General features: G+C 70.7%; 22 protein-coding genes. 12 read left to right on the top strand and 10 right to left on the bottom strand.

Annotated features, from left to right (window positions below; genetic code table 11):
* Positions 1–12: 12 nt before the first annotated feature.
* From B9H04_RS07085 to B9H04_RS07065, 5 genes are all read right to left on the bottom strand, one after another.
* Positions 13–1,440 carry an FAD-dependent oxidoreductase gene (locus B9H04_RS07085; RefSeq protein WP_049929822.1) on the bottom strand — a complete coding sequence of 476 codons (1,428 nt, stop codon included), beginning with the start codon at positions 1,438–1,440 and terminating at the stop codon, positions 13–15.
* Positions 1,441–1,562: 122 nt separating this feature from the next.
* Positions 1,563–2,000 carry an RNA-binding protein gene (locus B9H04_RS07080; protein WP_049929823.1) on the bottom strand — a complete coding sequence of 146 codons (438 nt, stop codon included), beginning with the start codon at positions 1,998–2,000 and terminating at the stop codon, positions 1,563–1,565.
* A 21-nt stretch (positions 2,001–2,021) separates the two neighbouring features.
* Positions 2,022–2,210 carry a hypothetical protein gene (locus B9H04_RS07075; protein WP_006113388.1) on the bottom strand — a complete coding sequence of 63 codons (189 nt, stop codon included), beginning with the start codon at positions 2,208–2,210 and terminating at the stop codon, positions 2,022–2,024.
* A gap of 100 nt (positions 2,211–2,310) precedes the next feature.
* Complete coding sequence (locus B9H04_RS07070; protein ID WP_211216854.1) at positions 2,311–2,889, bottom strand: DUF7524 family protein; 579 nt, start codon at positions 2,887–2,889, stop codon at positions 2,311–2,313.
* Positions 2,890–3,026: 137 nt separating this feature from the next.
* Complete coding sequence (locus tag B9H04_RS07065; protein WP_211277037.1) at positions 3,027–3,221, bottom strand: methytransferase partner Trm112; 195 nt, start codon at positions 3,219–3,221, stop codon at positions 3,027–3,029.
* Positions 3,222–3,363: 142 nt separating this feature from the next.
* Between B9H04_RS07065 and B9H04_RS07060 the strand changes: the two genes are divergently transcribed.
* Both B9H04_RS07060 and B9H04_RS07055 read left to right on the top strand, forming a co-directional pair.
* Complete coding sequence (locus B9H04_RS07060) at positions 3,364–3,648, top strand: ribonuclease P protein component 4 (RefSeq protein WP_049929827.1); 285 nt, start codon at positions 3,364–3,366, stop codon at positions 3,646–3,648.
* A gap of 108 nt (positions 3,649–3,756) precedes the next feature.
* Positions 3,757–4,419 (top strand): HAD family hydrolase, encoded by a 663-nt coding sequence (locus B9H04_RS07055; RefSeq protein WP_049929828.1) that lies wholly within the window; start codon positions 3,757–3,759, stop codon positions 4,417–4,419.
* A 115-nt stretch (positions 4,420–4,534) separates the two neighbouring features.
* Here B9H04_RS07055 and B9H04_RS07050 read toward each other — a convergent pair whose 3' ends face one another.
* From B9H04_RS07050 to B9H04_RS07040, 3 genes are all read right to left on the bottom strand, one after another.
* Complete coding sequence (locus B9H04_RS07050) at positions 4,535–5,218, bottom strand: HAD-IIB family hydrolase (RefSeq protein WP_085682569.1); 684 nt, start codon at positions 5,216–5,218, stop codon at positions 4,535–4,537.
* Positions 5,219–5,302: 84 nt separating this feature from the next.
* Positions 5,303–6,475: a Cdc6/Cdc18 family protein gene (locus B9H04_RS07045; RefSeq protein WP_049929831.1), complete on the bottom strand. Its 1,173-nt coding sequence runs from the start codon at positions 6,473–6,475 to the stop codon at positions 5,303–5,305.
* 94 nt (positions 6,476–6,569) lie between these two features.
* On the bottom strand, positions 6,570–6,773 hold the full coding sequence (locus tag B9H04_RS07040) for a hypothetical protein (RefSeq protein WP_049929833.1): 204 nt from the start codon (positions 6,771–6,773) through the stop codon (positions 6,570–6,572).
* 160 nt (positions 6,774–6,933) lie between these two features.
* Between B9H04_RS07040 and B9H04_RS07035 the strand changes: the two genes are divergently transcribed.
* Positions 6,934–7,332: a hypothetical protein gene (locus B9H04_RS07035; RefSeq protein WP_049929835.1), complete on the top strand. Its 399-nt coding sequence runs from the start codon at positions 6,934–6,936 to the stop codon at positions 7,330–7,332.
* A gap of 113 nt (positions 7,333–7,445) precedes the next feature.
* Here the strand turns inward: B9H04_RS07035 and B9H04_RS07030 are convergent, their stop codons facing one another.
* The gene (locus B9H04_RS07030; protein ID WP_080508546.1) at positions 7,446–8,612 is read right to left on the bottom strand and encodes a hypothetical protein; all 1,167 of its coding nucleotides are present in this window, start codon (positions 8,610–8,612) and stop codon (positions 7,446–7,448) included.
* A complete protein-coding gene (gene glpK / locus B9H04_RS07025) occupies positions 8,613–10,151 on the bottom strand; it encodes a glycerol kinase GlpK (RefSeq protein ID WP_049929837.1) in 1,539 nt (512 codons plus the stop codon).
* Between the two features lie 380 nt (positions 10,152–10,531).
* Between glpK and glpA the strand changes: the two genes are divergently transcribed.
* The 9 genes from glpA to B9H04_RS06980 form a co-directional block, all read left to right on the top strand.
* On the top strand, positions 10,532–12,331 hold the full coding sequence (gene glpA / locus B9H04_RS07020) for an anaerobic glycerol-3-phosphate dehydrogenase subunit GlpA (RefSeq protein WP_049929838.1): 1,800 nt from the start codon (positions 10,532–10,534) through the stop codon (positions 12,329–12,331).
* Positions 12,331–13,710 (top strand): glycerol-3-phosphate dehydrogenase subunit GlpB, encoded by a 1,380-nt coding sequence (gene glpB / locus B9H04_RS07015; protein WP_049929839.1) that lies wholly within the window; start codon positions 12,331–12,333, stop codon positions 13,708–13,710. The genes glpA and glpB overlap by 1 nt, the downstream gene beginning before the upstream one ends.
* A complete protein-coding gene (locus B9H04_RS07010; RefSeq protein ID WP_049929841.1) occupies positions 13,707–15,215 on the top strand; it encodes an anaerobic glycerol-3-phosphate dehydrogenase subunit C in 1,509 nt (502 codons plus the stop codon). The genes glpB and B9H04_RS07010 overlap by 4 nt, the downstream gene beginning before the upstream one ends.
* 128 nt (positions 15,216–15,343) lie before the next feature.
* The gene (locus tag B9H04_RS07005) at positions 15,344–16,336 is read left to right on the top strand and encodes a hypothetical protein (protein ID WP_049929843.1); all 993 of its coding nucleotides are present in this window, start codon (positions 15,344–15,346) and stop codon (positions 16,334–16,336) included.
* An 80-nt stretch (positions 16,337–16,416) separates the two neighbouring features.
* Positions 16,417–17,823 (top strand): CRTAC1 family protein, encoded by a 1,407-nt coding sequence (locus tag B9H04_RS07000; RefSeq protein WP_085682568.1) that lies wholly within the window; start codon positions 16,417–16,419, stop codon positions 17,821–17,823.
* 92 nt (positions 17,824–17,915) lie between these two features.
* Positions 17,916–18,116, top strand: a complete 201-nt coding sequence (locus B9H04_RS06995; protein WP_049929846.1) for a DUF7576 family protein — start codon at positions 17,916–17,918, stop codon at positions 18,114–18,116.
* 98 nt (positions 18,117–18,214) lie between these two features.
* Positions 18,215–18,940, top strand: coding sequence for a ribosome assembly factor SBDS (locus tag B9H04_RS06990; protein WP_049929848.1), 726 nt, complete (start codon positions 18,215–18,217; stop codon positions 18,938–18,940).
* Positions 18,941–19,100: 160 nt separating this feature from the next.
* The gene (locus B9H04_RS06985; RefSeq protein WP_049929852.1) at positions 19,101–19,586 is read left to right on the top strand and encodes an aminoacyl-tRNA deacylase; all 486 of its coding nucleotides are present in this window, start codon (positions 19,101–19,103) and stop codon (positions 19,584–19,586) included.
* Positions 19,587–19,719: 133 nt separating this feature from the next.
* On the top strand, positions 19,720–20,146 hold a 427-nt coding region (locus B9H04_RS06980; RefSeq protein ID WP_394334720.1), incomplete at its 3' end, for a metal ABC transporter solute-binding protein, Zn/Mn family.

The following is a 20,146-nucleotide window of genomic DNA, read 5'->3' as shown; positions in this document are numbered from 1 at the left end:
CGTCGCCGCCGTTCAGTCCTCGATTTTTCCGTTCAACACCTTCGCGGCGACCAGTATCGGGTCCCACACCGGACTGAACGGCGGCGCGTACGCGAGGTCGAGGCGCTCTACCTCGGGAACGGTCATGTCCGCCTCGATCGCGGTCGCGAGCGTGTCGATCCGGATCGCCGCGCGGTCGGTGCCGACGACGCTCCCGCCGAGGAGTCGCCCCGTGTCGCGGTCGGCGACGAGCGTCACCTCGGTCTCGGCCGCACCGGGGTAGTAGCCGGAGCGCGACCCCGCGGTCACCGTCTCGCTGACCGGGTCGAACCCAGCCGCCTCGGCCGCCTCGGGGTCGAGGATCCCGACCCGGGCCCCCTCGGTGTCGAACGCCTTCACCGCCGCCGTGCCCGCGATGTCCCCGACCGGCGCGGGATCCCCCGCGACCGTCGCACCGATCGCGCGACCGGCGCGGTTCGCGGTGAGTCCGAGGGGCATCCAGTCGGGCTCGCCCGTCACCGCGTGGCGCGCGGTCGCGCAGTCGCCCGCCGCGTACACGTCCGGGAGGCTAGTCCGGCCGTGGTCGTCCACCCGGACCGCGCCGCCCGGTCCGAGGTCGACCCCGGTGCCGTCGAGCAGTTCGGTGTTCGGTCGAATCCCGACCCCGACGACGGCCATGTCGACCGGAACGCGGTCGCCGCCGACGTCGATCGCCTCGATCCGCTCGTCGCCGACGAGCGCCTCGACCGGGGCGTCGGTGCGAACGCTGACGCCCTCGGCCTCGAGCGCGGTTTCGACGCGGTTCCCGACCGCCTCGCCGAACGGCGAGAGGAGGTGCCCGGACCGGTGGAAGACGCGGACGTCGACCCCGCGCTCCGAGAGCGCCTCGGCGACCTCGACGCCGACGTACCCGCCGCCGACGACCGCGGCGGTCTCGGGGGCCGGCATCGCCGCGTTGCGCTCGACGCGGTCGCGGTCGACCGCGCTCACGTCGACGCGGTCCGAGTCGTAGTCGTCGGGGTCCGCGACGTACGCGTCGATGGCGGCCGCCGCGTCCATGTCGTGAAGCGTGAACGCGCCGTCGAGGCCGCGCACGTCGAAGGGGCCGGAGTCGGCGCGCGCGCCGGTGGCGACGAGGAGGTCGCCGTACGCCTGCTCGACTCGATCACCGTCGGCCGTCTCGACCGTGACGCGCTTCGCGTCGGGGTCGACGGCGACCACCTCGCGGCCGCGTCGGAGGTCGATCCCCCGCTCGTCGACCTCGCTCGGCGACAGCGACAGGAGGTCCGACATGCGGTCGACGTAGCGGGCGATGAAGTACGGCATCCCGCAGTAGGCGTACGAGATCCAGCGACCCTTCTCGAAGACGACGACCTCTCGGTCGGGCGCCTCGCGACGGAACTTGCTGGCCGCGCTCAATCCAGCCGCGTCGGCGCCGACGACCACGAACGGATCGGTCATGACGTGACATCGACGGGACGGGTGAAAAAGTCACGCCGCGGGTGCGGCCGGGGCACGCGACCGGGAGAGCGCGGCTCGATCGCGCGGCCGTCGTCGATCAGTTGTCGCCGAGCAGTAGTCTGTCAGCCGTCGTCGGCCAGCCGCGAGAGCGTCTCGCGGGCGTTCGCGACCGCCTTCTCCTTCTTCGCCGGGTACGCCTCGACCTTCGTGCGGACGGTGAGACCCGGGCCGAGGCGGACCTCGTCGCGGAACGCCGCCTGTTTGTCGAGGCGGAGGAACAGCGCGCAGTTGTCGTCGACCCGCTCGTCGAGCTCGTCGAGGACGCGGTCGAGGTCCTCCAGCTCTGCGAGCCGGTCTAACACGTGTCGCATCTCGTCGGCCCGCTCGACCCGCGCCGAGAGCACGACGATGCGGTCCCCGTGGTGCCCCACGTTCTCGACGCGGTCGAGTTCGACCTCGTCGGGGAGGAGGGAGTACAGCGCCTGCTCGACCCGTTTGACGTCTTCGGTGGCGTACGAGAACGCGCGGAGGTCGACGTAGTGGAAGGGGACTTTCGGCATGCGGGACGGGTGGGGGCGGCGTTACTCCTCGCTCTCGACGGCGTCGAGCGCGTCCTCGGGGACGCCCGTCTCCTGGCCGTCCTCGAAGCTGACCGTGTACGTCGCGTCGCCGAACATGGTCTCCATCACCTGCGTGATCGTGCCCGACTCGCCGTCGTACTCGCTGTGTTTGTCGTGGAGCACGACTTCGTCTTCCTTCTCGAAGCTCATGGCGTTTCGTTCCGCCGGGACGGTTAAAAGCGCGCGGATCCCGACTGAGAGGACGCGGACCGCGCGCGGGGGAACGGGCGGGACGGCGACCCGCGTCGCCTCACGTCACCGCGAGCAGCACCGCGCCGAACGCGGTCATCAGCGCGACCCCCACCGCGAGCCAGACGACGGCGCTGTCGGCGGCGAGCGCGACCCCCACTGCGGCGACGACCGCGATCAGCCCGAACGCCGCGCCCGCGACCCCGCCGCGCCGAACGAGTCGGTCGAGCGCGTTCACCGCGCGCTGCCCGGGCGGCACCTCCGTCTGCTCCGGGGGGGCGGAGAGCGTCTCGTCGACGGCGACGGGCTCGCTCGGGGAGTCGGGCGACGGATCGACCCGCACGTCGACGTAGCGCGTGTTCGACCCGTAGCCGGTGACGATCTTCAGCTTGCCGCGGACCCGCTCGTCGACGTCGGCGGTCGACACGTGGACGTGACGGGTGGCCTCGTCGGCGACGAAGTGGTTCCCCTCGTCGAGCGTCGCCACCCGGTCCAGCTCGTCGTCGAAGTGAAGGTGGACGTGCGTCGAGCGGCCGCTGTTCTCGAGCACGACCGGGAACGGCCCGTCGGTGACGAACGAGTCCGGCGCGTCGATGTCGTGGACCGCCTCCCCGTTCAGTTCGACGTCGAGTGTCGGCACGGGTGGAACCACGACCCCGCACTAAAAAAAGATTCACACGAGCGAGGAGTTCGGGCGGCGGCGTCGACCGCCGGAGGCCGTCGCCGCGGTCGGCGCCTCGGGGCGGATCCGCTCCCGCCGCTCCGGAGCGGAACCCCCTACGCAGCCGCCTCCTCGCGCATGTCCGGCGGGCGGAGGTTCGGGATCCCGTCTTCGATGGGGTACGTCTCGCCGCACTCCGTACAGGTGAGCGTCCCGGCGAGGACCTCCTCGTCGTCCGCGTCGTCGACGTCGAGTTCGAGAGTCGCCTTGTCGAGCGGACAGCAGATCACGTCCATCAGGGATTCTTTCATATCGCTCGGTTGGGTCGGACCGATAAAAAAGCGTGCGGGTCCCGGCCGGCGCCCCGCGTCCGGAGCGTCGGCACGGTCCGGGCGGCCGCCCCGCCCGACCCGGATAACAACCTCTTTGGCGCCGCGCGCCGCCCTCGGTGACATGGGCATCCCGGCGGAGCGGATCGAGCGGCTGTTCGCGCTCGCTCGCGAGGCCGTCGTCGACGACGAGTACGATCGCGCCCGCGAGTACGTCGCCCGCGCCCGCCGGATCGCCGAGCGCAACCGCTGCGGCGTTCCCGCCGAGCTCTCACGGCGCGCCTGCGACGACTGCGCCGTCTACCTCCGCCCCGGCAAGACGAGCCGCGTCCGGACGCGACCCGGGCGCGTGGTCGTCCGGTGTACGGAATGCGGGTCGACGGCGCGGTACCCGTACGGTGAGGAGTGATCGCAGCGGTCGCTGGCCGACGACGCCACCCTCTCGACGCGGCCGCCGTGTGGCCGGTCGAACCGGGACACCGAAACGACTAATCCGAATTTCGGGACACACGGAGACGTGACCGGATACGACGCGGTTCTCTTCGACAACGACGGCGTCTTGGTCGAGCCGCCGGCCCACGAGACGGCGGTCGAAGCGACGCGGGAAGCGTTCGAAGCGGTAGGCGTCCGGGACCCGGACCAAGCGCACGTCGACGACGTCGTAGGCGGGACGACCGTCGAGAGACTGCGTGAGATGTGCGCGGTCTACGACGTGGACGTGGAGGCGTTCTGGCGAGCCCGAGAGCGGCTCGACGAACGGTCTCAGTTCGAGAAGTTCGAGTCGGGGTCACGGGCGCTCTACGACGACGTTCGGAGCGTCACGAACCTCGATCGACCCCGCGGCGTCGTGAGCAACAACCACCACAGCACGGTCGCGTTCGTGTTGGACTTCTTCGGCCTGCGGCACGCGTTCGACGCCTATCACGGCCGAGAGAAGAGTGTCGAGAGCCTGGACCTGAAGAAGCCGAACACGCACTATCTCGACCGGGCGCTCGCGGAGCTCGGCGCCGAGTCGGCGCTCTACGTCGGCGACAGCGAGAGCGACGTGAGAGCGGCCCACCGGGCCGGGCTGGACTCGGCGTTCGTCCGACGGCCACATTGCCGGGACACGACCCTCTCCGTCGCGCCCACCCACGAAATCGACTCGCTCCGCGAACTCGCGGCCGTGACGGACGCGTGAGCGGAGACCGACCCCGAGGGCGATGCCCCCGAATCGAACAGATGACCCGTACGCGTCCCCCGGAGTCGCCGGGACGAGCTGAGCAGAGCGGACGCGCTCCGCCGCCGGATACGGACTACTCGGCGCGCTCGCGCAGCCGTTCGAGCACCGAGACCGTCCCGTTCATGTACCCGTCGTCCACCACCTCGTCGGCGGCATTGCGGGCGGCGGCGTCGGCGTTGGCGACCGCGTACGACTCGCCGGCGACGCCGAACGTCGACGCGTCGTTCTCGCTGTCGCCGATCGCGACGAACGCGGCGGGGTCGACGCCGAGCGCCTCGGCGACGGCGCGGAGCGCGCGACCCTTGCTGACCCCCACCGACTTCACGTGGTAGGCGTAGCCGGTGTCGACGATCTCCACGTCGTCGCCCGCGGCCGCGGCGACCTCGCGGAGCAGCCCCGCGTCGACGTCGGGTCCGAGCGCGACCTCCGTCTCGCGCCAGCGGTTCACCGTGTCGCCGTCGCCCCAGCCGATCGCTCCGCCGCGCTCGCGGAACGCCTCGACGACGGCCCACGCCGCGTCCGGGTCGCCGACGAGCGTCGTCTCGCCGCCGACGTACGCGACGCCGCCGTTCTCCGCGATCACGGTCTCCTCGCGGCCGAGGAAGTGCGCGAGCGCCACCGGGTACGGGAACGCCTTGCCGGTGGCGAACACGACCGGCGCGTCCCACCCGGGCAACAACTCGAAGACTCGCGGATCGATCCGGTCGCTCGGCGTCGTCAGCGTACCGTCGATGTCGAGCGCGAGGGGCGGAACCATACCATCGGGTCGGCGGCACGGCGACAACTGTCTTCCGTTCGAACGGAGGCAGGGCGGACCGGACGGCGGCCGCCCGCTCGGCGCCTACCCGGAGCGGGTGCGACGGTCGAACAGCTCGCTGAAGACGACCGTCGGGAACAGCGGGACGAGCCGGCTCGGCGGTCGGCCCTTACCGTCGGTCTCGCGGACGGTGACTCGTTCGAGCAGGCCGGCGTCGGCCAGCTCGTAGAGCACGCGCCTGACCGTCGACGCCGAGAGGTCGACGCCCGAGCGCGCCGCGATGGTCTCCGTCGCCACGCCGACGGTCGAGCGCTCGTCCTCGGAGAGCCCGGCGAGCTCGTAGAGGAGCCGCTGGCGGCTCTCGGGGAGCGCGAGCACACGCCCCAGCGCCACGCAGGGCCGGGGAACGCCGTCGACGCCGGCGTCGACGTCGCCGGATCGGATCGTCGACGCCCCCGACCGCTCCGCGTTGACCGCCGCGCCCATCACGGCGGCGAGGGCGTCGTGGGCGTCGCCCGCGGCCCACTCGACGACCTCGCGGATCTGGTCGTGGCTGAGCGCGTCTCGGCCGAGCCCCGTCGAGCACCGGCTCGTCAGCAGCTCGACGAGCACGTGTCGGCGGTACTTCGCGAACTCGACGGTCGTCTCCGGCTCCCAGCCGATCGCGTCCGGCGGATCGCGGCCGAGGAACGCGGGGACGAGCCGCTCGCCCACGTCGTTCAGCCAGTCGATCAGCGTCGCCGCCGTCGGCGTCTCGGCCTCGTTCGCGTGGTCGACGGCGACGACGAGGTCCGGACCGGTGCGCATCGCGTCGCGCAGGGAGGCGGCCAGCTCCTCGGTCCCGATCCCGTGGTCGGGAACGGAGTCGTCGCTCATGGCGGCCAGCATCGCGTGGTACAGTCGGAAGCGGGTCGACGCCCGCCGGGCGTCGACGTAGACGAACCCGGGGATCGTCGGTTCGACCGCCCGCGTCGTCGTCTGGATGGCCCGACGGGGGCCGCTGTGCGCCGCGAGCCGGTCGAACAGCGAGGAGACGACGGCGGACTTCCCGCTCCCCTTCGGGCCGTACACGTAGACGCTCGGCGGGAGCGACCCGGAGAACGCGGGCTCGAACACGTCGAGCAGGCGCTCGATGGCCGGGCCGCGACCGACCGGCGAGTCGACGTGGGTGACCGGGGAGACGGCCTCGAAGTCGGCGAGAACGCTCATGCCCGCGTCGTAGCCGAGCCGTCGCTCGATCCGGTCGTCGATGTTCACGGGCCCCCCTCCGTGATCGCCGAACAAAACTGTCGCGACTCGCGGAGCGCGCGCGGCGGCGCGGTCGGGCGGGTTCGGCGCGCCGACCGGCCCGTTACCAGTGTTCGGGTTTGTATCGGTTGATGAGCGCCGTGGAGACGACAAAGACGACTCCGCTGATGAGGCCGGCTATCACGCCGACGACGAGCCGAACGGAGATCGTTCCCGCCGAGACCACCGCCGTCACGGCCGCGACGACTGCCATCACGACGAGGAGGTTCCGCCGATCCCGCCGGTCGAGCCCGAGCCGGTCCAACATACCACCACCTCCTCGGCGCGGTGATTAAATACCCCACGTTCGCTCCGCGGCGAGGGCTCACCGGACGCGCGCCCTCGACGGCGCCGACCGCGGTCGCGGGAGCGAGCGCGGGACTCGCCCGATGGAAACCTATACCAGCGTCGGGCGAACTACGACTGGTATGTCGAACGACCCGGGCGTGGAGGCGCTCCACACGGTCGACGACCGGAGCAAAGTTGTCGCCGTCCTGACGACCGTGGCCGCGTTCGGTGCCGGCATGTTCACCGTCGGCGACATCGAGTTCGTCTCGATCGCCGCCGCCGCGATCGGGATCGGCGCCCGGTTCGGCTCGGTGTGGTGGGGCGCCCGGATCTTCGTCGACCGCGACTCGGCGGCGGTCGCCGACCAGCCGACCGCGGGGCGCTACCACCACGGCGCGGTCGGAGTCGCGCTCGTTCTGGCGGGCGCGCTCGCCCTGATCGCCCGGTATCTCGGCGTCGAGGTGACGACGGTCGCCGTCGCCGCGTCCGCGGTCGCCGCCGGCGCGTTCCTCGCCTTCTCCGCGTTGCTCCCGGACTGACGGTCGCACCGGGGCGCCGTCACCGAGACACCGGTCGCTGTCCGGGCGATTCCGACCGACCGCGGATGAGCGATGTGCCATAATAAAAGACCCCTGCCGAAAGTGAGGACGCGTTAGATCCCCGTGCCGGGGATCCAGACGGCCCAGTTGAGCAGTCCGGCGATGACGAGCAGGCCGAGCGTCAGCGACCAGACCACGATGGCGGCCGCCGGCGGGTCGAAGTGCGTGTCGGAGTGCGCGTAGAACACGCGCTGCGACGCCTCACCGACGACCGCGGCGAACACGCCGAACAGCGCGCCGAACAGCAGCGCGGGCGCGGCGCCGAACGCCAGCGGCGCGGTCAGGTCGGCCGCCGAGAGGTCCGTGAGCGTCGTGATGCCTCCCTGCCACACGGAGAGGAAGGCGGTCGACCCCGCCAGCGTCATGTGGTGGGTGACCGGGATCCGGTCGACGCCGAGGTTCAGGAACAGCAGCGACCCGGCACTGATCCCGAAGCCGGCGAACACGGCGATGAGGCCGTGCCCGCCGGTGATCATGTTGTACGTGATGACGGCCGAGGCGAGACCGGCGAAGAAGCCGATCGCCGCGACGTGCGACCACTTGTACATGTTCGGCAGCCACGGCTCGACGGCGAGGCGGTCCTCGCTGGCCTTGCCGCCGTCGCCCACCACTTCGCCGGGCTCGCGCATCTGCTCGCGCTCGAACGGCCCCATGTCGAAGTAGCCGTTCGCCTTGTCGCTCACCTTGCCGACGATGCTGTATCCGAACACCGCCCGAACGACGAGGGCGCTGATGACGATGCTCACCGGGATCGGGTCGACCGGGATCGCCAGCTGCCGGGAGAGCTGCTCGATGAGGACGCCGAAGACGCCGAAGACGGCCCCCACGGCGAGGATGTCGGGTTTACTCCCCAGCGCGAAGCCGATGTCCTTCGCGTTGTGGTAGTCGAATCCGGACTCCATATAGCCCTTGTTGGCAGCGTAACCGGCGGCCGCGACACCCCCCGCGAAGGAGATATGCGGGCCGAAGACGGGACCGAACCCGACGTCCACGCCGAATCCACCGCCGCCGAGCGACCCGCCGATCACGAGGAAGCCCGTGAAGATGAACGCCGGCAGGGCGCCGAGCGCCGCCCCGAAGGCGCCGCCCGCGAGCGCCCCGAGAAGGATCGCTGGATTGGTCAGGCTCTGGATCACGTCGGTCGGCGCGCCCGGGTCGTAGCCGACCTGTAGCACGGTGTCGGCCGCGACGGCCAGTTCCGGCAGCAGTTCGACGCTCATCTATTCGTCCTCCTCGTCGATCGCCCAGTTCTTCGAGCGCTCGACCGCGTCGTCCCAGCGGCCGTAGAGTTTGTCGACATCGGCCTGGTCCTTCTCGGGCGTGAACTCGCGGTCGATCTGCCAGTTGTCGCGCAGCTCGTCGACGTTGTCCCAGTAGCCGACCGCGAGCCCGGCGGCGTACGCCGAGCCGAGCGCGGTGGTCTCGTCGACCTCGGGCCGCGCGATGTCGGTCTGGATGATGTCGGACTGGAGCTGACAGAGGAAGTTGTTCTTCACCGCGCCGCCGTCGACGCGGAGCGTCGTGGTCTCCACGCCGGAGTCGGCCTCCATGGCCTCAGCGATGTCGCGGGTCTGGTAGGCGATCGATTCGAGCGTCGCCCGGACGATGTGCTCCTTGCTCGTGCCGCGGGTCATCCCGACGATGGTCCCGCGTGCGCGGCCGTCCCAGTGCGGCGCGCCGAGTCCCGTGAACGCCGGGACCATGTAGACGCCGTCGGTCGAGTCGACCGAGCGCGCCAGCTCCGCGGTCTGTGCCGCGTTGTTGATCAGGTCGACGTCCTCGAGCCACTCGATGGCGGCGCCGGTGATGAAGATGGACCCTTCGAGCGCGTACTGGACGGGCTCGCCGGACATCTGGAACCCGATCGTCGTCAGCAGTCCGTGGTCGGACTCGACGGCGTCGGTCCCGGTGTTCATCAGGTAGAACGAGCCGGTGCCGTAGGTGTTCTTCGCGTCGCCCTCGTCGAAGCAGGTCTGGCCGAACAGCGCGGCCTGCTGGTCACCGAGCGCGCCGGCAACCGGGACCTCCTCGCCGAGGAAGCCGTCGGCGTCCGTGTGGCCGTAGTAGTCCTCGTCGGAGGAGGGGCGTACCTCGGGCACCATCTCCTTGGGCACGTCGAACTCGTCTAAGAGCTCGTCGTCCCACTCCAGTTCCCGGATGTTGTACAGCATCGTCCGGGAGGCGTTCGTGACGTCCGTGATGTGGTTGCCCGTCAGGTTGTAGATGAGCCACGAGTCGATGGTGCCCATCACGAGTTCGCCTGCGCGAGCGCGGTCGCGGAGGTCGCCGCCGCGCGAGCTCTGCATCTTGAGCGGCTCCGCGTTGTCGAGGATCCACTCGGTCTTGGTCGCCGAGAAGTACGCGTCGGCCTCGAGGCCGGTCTTCTCGCGGATCTCCTCGACCTTCTCGTCCTCTTGTAGCTCCTCGACGCGGTCGGTCGTCCGACGGTCCTGCCACACCAGCGCGTTGTGGACCGGCCGTCCGGAGTCTTTGTCCCAGACGATGGTCGTCTCGCGCTGATTGGTGATGCCGATGGCCTCGAGCTGATCGGCGTCGAGCCCGGCCTCGGCGAGCCCGTCGAGGACGACTTCTTGGGTGTTCTCCCAGATCTCGATCGGGTCGTGTTCGACCCAGCCCGGGTTCGGGTAGATCTGTTCGTGCTGTTCGTAGGCGTTCGCGACGACCTGGCCCTCATGGTCGAACACCATGAATCGAGTCCCGGTCGTCCCCTGGTCTATCGCACCGACGTACTGTGTCATGTTGTGGATCCCTCCTGTGGCGCTGGTCCGCGTGCGTCGGCGACCGGCTCGGCCTCGTCGTCGAGGGCGAATCCGGGGTCGCGTTCGCCGTCACGGCGTCCGACCGTCGAGGCCGACCCGTCCGGAGCCGGACCGAAACGGCCGGAAGACGCACCGCCGCCGCCGCGACATATCTTCACGGAAGCTACCACGCCGATCGTGAACATAATGTACTACCATAATAATCTTCCTGTTGAAATCCGGACATCGGCGCGAATGAAAAAGTCTAGTATATAAATAAATCGGCGCTGGCAGGGATTACACTACTTGAATATCCGTGATAGTTATGGGTGGGGCACCTCGGGAGGTAAAGTAAAGTGGTCGGGGTCCAAGTGGCTCGCATGGACAGACAAGTGGACGTCGTCGTCGTCGGTGGGGGCTCGACGGGGTGCGGCGTCGTCAGGGACCTGGCGCGACGGGGGCTCGACGCGGTCCTCGTCGAGAAGGGGAACCTGACGCACGGCACGACCGGACGGATGCACGGGCTCCTCCACAGCGGGGGCCGCTACGCGGTCTCGGACCAGAAGAGCGCGGAGGAGTGTATCGAGGAGAACCGAGTTCTCCGCGACATCGCGGCCCACTGCGTCGAGGAGACGGGGGGAATGTTCGTCAAGCGACCCGAGGACTCCGAGGAGTACTTCCAGGAGAAGCTGGAGGGATGTAAGGCGTGTAACATTCCCGCCGAGGTGATCGACGGCGAGGAGGCGCGCCGTCGCGAGCCGTACCTCGCGCGCGACGTCGAGAAGGCGATCGCCTTACCAGACGGCGCGATCGACCCGTTCCGGCTCTGCGTGTCGAACGCCGCGGACGCCCGCGAGCATGGCGCGCGAATCGAGACCCACGCACCGGTGACCGACGTGCTCGTCGAGGACGGCGAGGTCGTCGGCGTCGAGATCGAACACGAGACGGGACCGGGGAAGCGCGTCCACCGCGAGCCGGGGACGACCGAGGAGATCCGCGCGCGGCACGTCGTCAACGCGACCGGCGCGTGGGCGGGGAACGTCGGCGAGATGGCCGGCGTCGACGTGGAGGTGCGCCCCTCGAAGGGCGTGATGACGGTGATGAACACCCGGCAGGTCGACACCGTGATCAACCGCTGTCGGCCGAAGGGCGACGCCGACATCATCGTCCCCCACGAGACCGCCTGTATCCTCGGCACGACCGACGAGGAGGTCGACGACCCCGAGGACTACCCCGAGGAGGACTGGGAGGTCGACCTGATGATCGAGACGCTCTCGGAGCTCGTGCCGGCGCTCGAAGACGCCCGCACGCTCCGCTCGTTCTGGGGGGTCCGCCCGCTGTACGAACCCCCGGGGACCGGCACCGAGGACCCGACCGACATCACGCGCGACTACTTCCTCCTCGACCACGGCGACCGCGACGACCTTCCGGGGATGACGACCATCGTCGGCGGGAAGCTCACCACCTACCGGATGATGGCCGAGTCCATCTCCGACCACGTCTGCGAGACGCTCGGCCACGAGGCGACCTGCGACACCGCCGAGGCGCCGCTGCCGGGCTCCGAAGACCCGGCGCGCATGGAGGAGCTGATGGACGAGTTCGGGCTCCGGTCGCCCGTCGCGCGGCGCTCGGGCCAGCGGCTCGGCTCCCGGGCCGACGACGTGCTCGACGAGTACAACCCGAACCCGATCGTCTGTAACTGCGAGAGCGTGACCCGCGCGGAGGTCCAGGACGCTGTCGACGACGCCGGCTCCGACCTCAACGCGGTCCGGCTGCGGACCCGCGCCTCGATGGGGAACTGCCAGGGCGGCTTCTGTACGCACCGCATCGCGTCGGAGCTCGCCGAGGAGTACCCCGAGCCGGTCGTCCGCGACGCGGAAGACGAGCTGTACCAGGAGCGCTGGAAGGGCCAGCGCCACGCGCTGTGGGGCGAACAGCTCTCGCAGGCGATGCTGAACCACCTGCTCCACGCGACCACGATGAACCGCGACGGCGACCCCGCGAACCTCGACGGCGAGGTGGACTTCGGCGCGTTCGACGCGGGCGCCGACGCGCCGGGCGCCGACGGCTCCGGCGGCGACACGGGGACCGCGGCCGCGGACGGTGGCCGCGCAAGCGACGACGCGGCGACCGACGGGGGCCGCGCAAGTGACGACGCGGCCACCGACGGAGGGCGCTGATGGCGATAAACAGCGACGTGCTCGTGATCGGCGGCGGCCTCGCCGCGATCACGGCCGCGGTTTCGGCCGCCCGCGAGGGCGCGGACGTGCGGCTCGTCTCGCACAAGTCGAGCACGCTGCGGCAGGCCTCCGGGCTGATCGACGCGCTCGGCTACGTCCCGGCGACCGAGCCCGCGAAGCCGCTCCGGGACGGGCCGCCGACCGCGGGCCGGAACCTCGACCGCGACGAGTGGCCGGACCCGGAGGGGCCGCTCGCCGACCCGTTTGAGGGGATCGACCGGCTCCCCGAGTCGCACCCGTATCGGGTCGTCGGGAGCGACGCGCTCCGGGAGGGGCTCGACCTCTTCGACGACCTCGCGGGCGACGCGTACCGCGGCGGCCACACCGACCGCAACGCCCTCGTCCCGACGTTCGGCGGCGCGGTGAAGCCGACGGCGCGCTACCCCGCGGCCGCCGAGGCGGGGCTCGCGAGCGACGATCGCCCGATGCTGGTCGTCGGGTTCCGGTCGCTCACGGAGTACGACGCGCGCGCCTTCGCGGGGCGGCTCGAGGCCGCGGGCGTGCCGTTCGACGCCGCGGGCGCGGAGGTCGAGTTCGCGGAGGCGTTCCGCGCCGACGCGAAGATCACCCGGCTCGCGAAGGCGCTCGACCACGACGAGGAGATAGACGGCGTCCCCGCCCGCGAGGCGCTCGCGAAGGCGGTCGCGCCGCACCTCCACGACGTGGTCGACGAGGCAGGCGGCGTCGACCGCGTCGAGCGGGTCGGCTTCCCCGCGTTCCTGGGCGACGACCGGGGCGAGGAGGTCCGCGAAGAACTCGCTGACCGGCTCGGCGCCGACGTGTTCGAGATCCCGATGGGCCCGCCGAGCCTCCCCGGCCTGCGGCTCGAAGACCGCCTGTTCGACGCGGTCGACGCCGAGGGCGTCCGGTTCGAGACCGGGAACCCCGTCGTCGGCGTCGAGTCCGCGACCGACGGTCGCGTGGAGACGGTCGCGGTCGATCGGAAGGGTCGCACGGCGCCGTACGGCGCCGACGCGTTCGTGCTAGCGACCGGCGGGCTCGTCGGGAAGGGGCTCGACTCCGACCGGGAGGGGGTCCGGGAGCCCGTCCTCGACCTCCACGTCGACCAGCCGGACGACCGGTACGAGTGGTTCGTCGACGACGCGTTCGGCGACCAGCCGTACGCGCGGTTCGGGGTCCGGCCCGACGAGCGGTGTCGCCCCACGGACGCCGAGGGAACGGTACAGTACGAGAACGTGTTCGCGGCCGGCGGCGTCGTCGGCGGCGCGGACGCGGCGCGGGAGAAGTCCGCGAGCGGGGTGTCGCTCGCGACCGGCCTCGCGGCCGGGCGACAGGCGGCGACGGAGGCGAACCAATGACACGACACACGGACGACGACGGAGACGCGGGGGAGTCGAACGAGGCGACCGAGTCGAGCGACGGCGGCTACGAGGGGCCGACGCCGGGCGTCCCGGAGTCCGGCCGCGACGAGCAGCCGTCGGTGTTCGTCCCCGACGAGGGGGAAGCCGCGGAGACGGACGCGACCGCGGGCGACCGCGCCGCAACCGACGGCGGCGTCGAAAGCGCCTCGGCCGGAGCGGATTCGACCGAGCTCGACCCGGACGCGTACGACCCGGTCGACGTGTTCCCCGGCGGCGACCTCGACCTCCGCGAGGGGGCCGACTCCTGTTACAAGTGTACGAGCTGCGATACCTCCTGCCCGGTGGCTGAGGTCGACGACGAGTTCCCCGGGCCGAAGTTCCAGGGCCCCGAGCAGTGGCGGCTCAAACGGAAGGACGACCACGACATCGACGAGTCGATCACCTCCTGTTCGAACTGTATGCGCTGTGACGACGCCTGCCCCTCGGGAGTGCCGCTCTCCCAGATGCACAACGAGGCCCGCGGGCAGTTCGTCGAGCGCCAGATGGAGAAGCTCTCCGTCGAGTACATCCGGAATCGGGTGTTAGCGAACTACCGCACCTCGGCGAGCCTCGCGAGTATGTTCCCCCGGACCGCATCGTTCGCGATGAACTTCGGCCCCGCGCGGTGGGCGATGGAGAAGGTTATGGGGATCCCGAAGGAGCGCGACTTCCCCGAGTTCGCCACGGAGACGTTCCGCGAGTGGTGGAAGGCGCGCGGCGGCGCACAGGTGGAGAACCCCGACAAGCGCGTGGCGTACTTCCACGGCTGCTACTCCAACTACAACACGCCCGAGGTCGGCAAGGCGTTGGTCTCAGTCTACGAGCACTTCGGCTACGAGGTGATGGTCCCGCCCCAGAAGTGCTCGGGCACGCCGATGTTCGCGAACGGGATGCTGAAGGACGCCCGCCGCCACGCGGAGACGAACGTCGAGAACCTCGTCGAGGCCATCGCCGACGGCGCGGACGTGATCGCCTCCTGTACCTCCTGTTCGCTGTCGCTGCGCCAGGAGTACCCCGAGCTGTTCGACCTCCACGGGATCGACGACGTCGCCGAGCACACCTTCGAGGCGCTGGAGTACCTCCGCATCCACGAGGACCTAGAGGAGGCGCTCGACGAGGCCGGCGGGCTCGACGACGAGCGCGCCTTCGCGTATCACGCGCCGTGTCACGCCCGGAATCAGGGGCTCTCCCGGCAGGCAGTCGAGACGTTCCGCGACGTCGACGGCGTGAAGATGGAGGACGTCGGCGACTCCTGTTCCGGCATCTCCGGCACCTACGGCTGGAAGGAGGAGAAGTACGAGAAGTCGATGGAGATCGGCGCGGAGATGTTCGAGCACATGGAGGACGCCGAGGGCGAGGTCGGGATGACCGAGTGCCCGACCTGCGCGATGCAGATGGAACACGGGACCGGCTACGAGATCGAACACCCGCTCCAGCTGCTTGAGGACGCGCTGGGAGCGTAAGGTCCCGTCGCTCCGCCCCCGCGCCGGACCCGACTCGGCACGTCGCGGTTTCCCCGCTCACCGGTGGTTATCGGACGCGATAACTGTGCGAGAATCCTTATGAGGAGGACACGCCCACACCGGTACACGTGACACTCGAACAGTTTCTCGATCGCTTCGACGGCCCCGAGCGCTCCGTCGTCATCGTCAACCGGACCGACCCGGACCCCGTGCTGAACATGCTCGTGGACACGTTCGGCGACGACGCGGTGGGAGTGGTCGACGGCCGCGTGATCACCGGCTCGGGCGATCGACGAGTCACCGACGGCGCGGGGCCAGCCGGAGCCGCGAGCGGCGAGCGGACGCACGGTCTCACCGCCCGAGAACTGGCGACGACCGGCGTGCTCGACGATGACACCGGGACCGTCCCCTCCCTCGATGTCGAGGTGCTTCGCCGCCACGACGACGTTCCGTTCGACGGCGGCGACCCCGACGAGATCGAGAACCTCGTGCTGCTCATGGAGGGCGGCGAGGTGGTCGCCGGATCGACGCTCGCCGAACTCGGCGACGCGGTGCTCTTCGTCAACTCGGACCTGTACGTCACCGGCAGCCGGTCCCTCGGCGACGTCGATCTCCCGTCGGTGATAAGCGGCCTCGGCGACGCGACGTTCACGCTCCGCGGGTATCCCGAATCGAACCGACAGAAGCTGCTCCTCATCACCATCTCGCGGTTCATCGAGCGCGCGGCGTGGGCCGCCGGCGACGGCACCCTGCGCTCGTCGTTCCAGCGGCTCTCGCGGATCGACGACGAGGTCGGCACGCGGAACGTCTACGAGCGCGTCACCGAGACCGCCGTCGACACGCACCTCTACGGGGTCCCCGACAGGCTCCCGGCGGACCTCGACGCCGTGATCCACGCCGGGAACGACCCGGACTTCACAGATAGCTGGTTCGTGGTGTACCGGCCGCCGGAGGGACCGCACTCGGCCGCGAGCGACCCGAGTAGCGACCTCAAGCGCGGTGTTGAGGGCGGCGTCGGACTCCTCGCGGTCGAGACGGAGCCGCGAGTCTGGCGCGGGCTGTGGACGTTCGACGCCGACCGGATATCGCGGGTGAACCGGTACATCGAGCGGAACTTATAGCCTCGGTTACCATTTCTCACCGCGGGAGCCGCTCGTATCCAACCCGTGCGTTCATATTCTCGGAGCGGTGACGGGCGGCCATGTTCACGGGGCGGTCCGGTCTCCTCGACGACGGACGCCCGATGCGCGGATACGGGGTCGCGGTGACGCCCGGCCGCGACGGACCGCTCGTCTGCGTCGCCGGCTACGGCGAGCCGAATCGGCTGTACGCCCGGAAGGACGGCCGCTACGTCGACACCGCCTGCGGGATCGTCGCCGACGGGACGCGCCATGGGATGGGCGTGTGCGCGGCCGACCTCGACGCCGACGGCTGCGAGGAGGTGTACGTCCACAACTGCGCGCGCGGCGTCGACGGCGGCGACCCCGACCTCCTCTTGAGCCGACTGGAGGCCGACCGGTACCGCTGGACCGACGTGTTCGCGCGGGAGGTGAACGCCGACCGCCTCGACGTCCGCGCGGGCCGGTCGGTCGCGGCGCTCGACCGACTGGGGACCGGCCGGTACGGCGTCGCGGTCTCGGGCTACGCCGCCCCGCTCGCGTTCTACGAGCTCGGCGACGACGGCGAGGTGACCGACATGGCCGAGGCGGTCGGGCTGGAGGTCGACGGCGGCTGTCGGTCGCTGCTCGCGGTCCCGTACCGCTCCCGCGAGGGCGACCTGTTCGCGGGCGTCGAGGGGGGACCGAACCGGCTGTTCAGCAACCGCGACGGCCACTACGACCGCACGGACGGCGGTCCCGCCCTCTCCGATCCCAGCGGCGACACCCGCGGCGCGGCGGTCGTCGACGAGGGCGGGACGTTCGCGCTCGCGGTCGGCAACGAGGCCGCGCCCAGCCGCCTCCTGCGCTGTTCGCCGGCGGGCGGCTACGACGACGTGGCCCCCGCTCCGCTCCGCGAGGTGGGCGCGGTCCGGACGGTCGTCGCCGCGGACTTCGACAACGACGGGCGCGAGGAGCTCTTCTTCAACGTCTGCGGCGCGGAGAACCGGCTGTTCGAGCGCGTCGACCGCCCGGGCGAGCCGCCGGAGTGGGAGCCCGTCTCGCTCGGGGCGGCCGCGGAGCCGGACGGGTTCGGCACCGGCGCGGTCGCGGCCGACGTCGACGGCGACGGGGCCCTCGAACTCCTCGTCGTCCACGGCGAGGTCGCCGCGCAGCCGGTGACGGTGTACGGCGCCACGGACGCGCCCGACGCCGGCTGGCTCCGCGTGCGCCCGACGACGCGGCAGGGCGCGCCGGCGCGCGGCGCGGTCGTCACGCTGGAGACCGCCGACGGCGTCCAGCGGCGGGCGATCGACGCGGGCGGCGGCTGTCTCTGTCAGACGGAGCCAGTCGCGCACTTCGGGCTCGGCGGCGCGAAGCCGCTGCGCGTGGACGTGCGGTGGCCCGACGGCCGCGAGCGGACCGTCGTCGGGCCGAGCCCCGACCGAGAGATCACCGTCGAACACCCGTCGCGCAGGGCGACCGCCCGCGACGCGCGAACGAGGCGGTAGCTGCCGGACCCGTCCCGCCGAGGGTCGGGCGTCGTCGTGGCCAGAACTGCCGCCCTTCGCGGGTTCAAGTGCCCCCGGACGTACGGGGAGGTATGGTAGATCCGACCTCGGACCTCGAGGAGGACGTCGACGAGGAGTCCGCGCCCGGGTGCGCCACGTGCGGCCAGCCGGCGCTGGGGAGCGGTCGTCGAACGATCACGTGGGTCGACGGCGACGACATCGTCCACCGACACTTCTGCTCGGAGTCGTGCCGCGAGGAGTGGGACGACGAGCGGCCGTCTGCGGGAGGGTAGCCGGGTCGGCGCGGGGGCGCCGCGACCGGACACCGCGGTTCATTGCGGCGAAGACGGCGGCGGGAGGCTTTTTGCCCGCGGGGGTGGTAGCGTCCGGTATGATATCGCTCGACGAGGCCGTGACGGCCCGACTGGAGTCACACGGGGAGCGCTTCGAGGTCCTGATCGACCCCGACGCCGCGCTCGCGATCAAGCGCGGCGAGTTCGACGGTGACTTAGAGGAGGTCATCGCCGCGGAGGACGTCTTCGAGAACGCCTCGCGGGGCGACCGACCGGCAGAGGAGGATTTAGAGACCGTCTTCGGCACCACTGATCCGCTCTCGATCATTCCGGAGGTCGTCGAGCGCGGGGAGATACAGATCACCGCCGAGCAGCGCGCGGAGATGCAAGAGCGGAAGCACAATCAGCTGGTGACCACCATCACGCGCAACGCCGTGAACCCGCAGATGGACGACTCGCCGCACCCGCCCGAACGGATCGAGCGCGCGCTGGATGAGGCCGGGTTCCAGATCGACCCGATGGAAGCGGTAGAGAACCAGGTCGACGACGCGCTCGACGCGCTGCGACCGGTGATCCCGATCCGGTTCGAGGAGGTGACGATGGCGGTCCAGCTCCCGGCCGACTACGCGGGGTCCGGACAGGCGCAGATCCGGGAGTTCGGCGACCTTGAGCGCGAGGAGTGGCAGAACGACGGCTCCTGGGTTGGGGTACTCACCTTCCCGGCCGGGCTCCAGAACGACCTCTACGACCTCGTCAACGAGGTCACCTCGGGCGAGGGCGACGCCCGCGTGATCAAGGACAAAGACGAACTCCGGACCCGGTAACGGGTCCTGACGGCCCGGCGACGGCGACCGCGCCCGGAGAGCGACTGCAACGCCGACCGCGCTCGCGACACCGACCACGACGCGGACCGCGACTCTGCCCGTCGCCGCAGTTTCACCGCCTCCGAGAGGTTGATGTCCGCGGGGCGCGGTCTCGTATCGCATGCACCCACGCGCGGCGGAGTTCGAACGGCGGGCTCGGGAGCGGTACGGCGTCGAAATCGACGTGCTGGAGTTCGACGCCGGCACGGAGACGGCGGCCGCGGCGGCCGACGCGCTCGACCGCGAGACGGGCGCGATCGCGTCGACGATCGTCGTCTCGCTCTCCGGCGGCGACCGAGACGGAAGCCTCGTCGCCGCGATCACGAGCGGCGCGAACCGGCTTGACCTCGACGCCGTCGCTGACCACTTCGACGCCGACGACGCCGAGATGGGCGACCCGGGGCGCATCCGCGAGGTCGTCGGCTGGAGCATCGGCGGCGTGCCGCCCATCGGCCACGACGCCGCGCTCCCGACGGTGTTCGACCCGACGCTCACCGAGTACGACACCGTGTACGGCGCCGCCGGGACGCCGAGCGCGGTGTTCGCGGTCGACCCCGAGACGCTCGCCGACCTCGCGGACGCCGCGGTCGTCGACCTCACCGAATGAGGCGGCGTCGCGCCGGGCTCGACGCCGCTCCGACTCCGGCGTTGTTAATCGACGGTCGGTTTCGGGGGCGAGATTATTAAGACTGAGTTATGAAATAATAACTTTTTTCTATTAATCCGCGTTACAGATCGGTATGACTCACTCACGGCGGTCGGTGCTGCGGCGCGGTGCCGGGTTGGCGGTCGCGGGAACGGCGGCGTCGCTCGCGGGGTGTGCCGGGAACGGTGGCGGCGGCTCCGAGGGGTTCGACTCCGGGTACGCCGCGTTCTTCACGCTCAACGACTGGGCCAACGAGGTCGCGGGCGACAACGCGAGCTTCGAGGACCCGGTCGACGTGGGCCAGCTCGGCCACGGGTGGACGCCCGACGGGACCCTCGCGGCGGACGTCGCGGCGACGGACGCGTTCGTCTACCTCGACAGTCCGGAGTTCGCGTGGGCGCAGGACCTGGCGGCGACGCTGGAGAGCGACTACGACACGGTCGCCACGGTCGACGTGCTCGACGGGCTCGAAGGCGATCTGCTCGAGTGGAACCACTCTCACGGGGAGAGCCACGACGGGG

The sequence above is a fragment of the Halorubrum ezzemoulense DSM 17463 genome (assembly GCF_002114285.1).
Taxonomy (GTDB): Archaea; Halobacteriota; Halobacteria; order Halobacteriales; family Haloferacaceae; genus Halorubrum; species Halorubrum ezzemoulense.
The sequence above is the reverse complement of the archived record's forward strand: the minus strand, read 5'-3'. Positions and strand labels throughout refer to the sequence as shown.

Excerpts from the sequence above, each read along its gene's own strand:
- B9H04_RS07085 (WP_049929822.1), bottom strand. The coding sequence starts at position 1,440 with ATGACCGATCCGTTCGTGGTCGTCGGCGCCGACGCGGCTGGATTGAGC.
- B9H04_RS07080 (WP_049929823.1), bottom strand. The coding sequence starts at position 2,000 with ATGCCGAAAGTCCCCTTCCACTACGTCGACCTCCGCGCGTTCTCGTAC.
- B9H04_RS07075 (WP_006113388.1), bottom strand. The coding sequence starts at position 2,210 with ATGAGCTTCGAGAAGGAAGACGAAGTCGTGCTCCACGACAAACACAGC.
- B9H04_RS07065 (WP_211277037.1), bottom strand. The coding sequence starts at position 3,221 with ATGAAAGAATCCCTGATGGACGTGATCTGCTGTCCGCTCGACAAGGCG.
- B9H04_RS07060 (WP_049929827.1), top strand. The coding sequence starts at position 3,364 with ATGGGCATCCCGGCGGAGCGGATCGAGCGGCTGTTCGCGCTCGCTCGC.
- B9H04_RS07050 (WP_085682569.1), bottom strand. The coding sequence starts at position 5,218 with ATGGTTCCGCCCCTCGCGCTCGACATCGACGGTACGCTGACGACGCCG.
- B9H04_RS07040 (WP_049929833.1), bottom strand. The coding sequence starts at position 6,773 with ATGTTGGACCGGCTCGGGCTCGACCGGCGGGATCGGCGGAACCTCCTC.
- B9H04_RS07035 (WP_049929835.1), top strand. The coding sequence starts at position 6,934 with ATGTCGAACGACCCGGGCGTGGAGGCGCTCCACACGGTCGACGACCGG.
- B9H04_RS07030 (WP_080508546.1), bottom strand. The coding sequence starts at position 8,612 with ATGAGCGTCGAACTGCTGCCGGAACTGGCCGTCGCGGCCGACACCGTG.
- glpK (WP_049929837.1), bottom strand. The coding sequence starts at position 10,151 with ATGACACAGTACGTCGGTGCGATAGACCAGGGGACGACCGGGACTCGA.
- glpA (WP_049929838.1), top strand. The coding sequence starts at position 10,532 with ATGGACAGACAAGTGGACGTCGTCGTCGTCGGTGGGGGCTCGACGGGG.
- glpB (WP_049929839.1), top strand. The coding sequence starts at position 12,331 with ATGGCGATAAACAGCGACGTGCTCGTGATCGGCGGCGGCCTCGCCGCG.
- B9H04_RS07010 (WP_049929841.1), top strand. The coding sequence starts at position 13,707 with ATGACACGACACACGGACGACGACGGAGACGCGGGGGAGTCGAACGAG.
- B9H04_RS07000 (WP_085682568.1), top strand. The coding sequence starts at position 16,417 with ATGTTCACGGGGCGGTCCGGTCTCCTCGACGACGGACGCCCGATGCGC.
- B9H04_RS06995 (WP_049929846.1), top strand. The coding sequence starts at position 17,916 with ATGGTAGATCCGACCTCGGACCTCGAGGAGGACGTCGACGAGGAGTCC.
- B9H04_RS06990 (WP_049929848.1), top strand. The coding sequence starts at position 18,215 with ATGATATCGCTCGACGAGGCCGTGACGGCCCGACTGGAGTCACACGGG.
- B9H04_RS06985 (WP_049929852.1), top strand. The coding sequence starts at position 19,101 with ATGCACCCACGCGCGGCGGAGTTCGAACGGCGGGCTCGGGAGCGGTAC.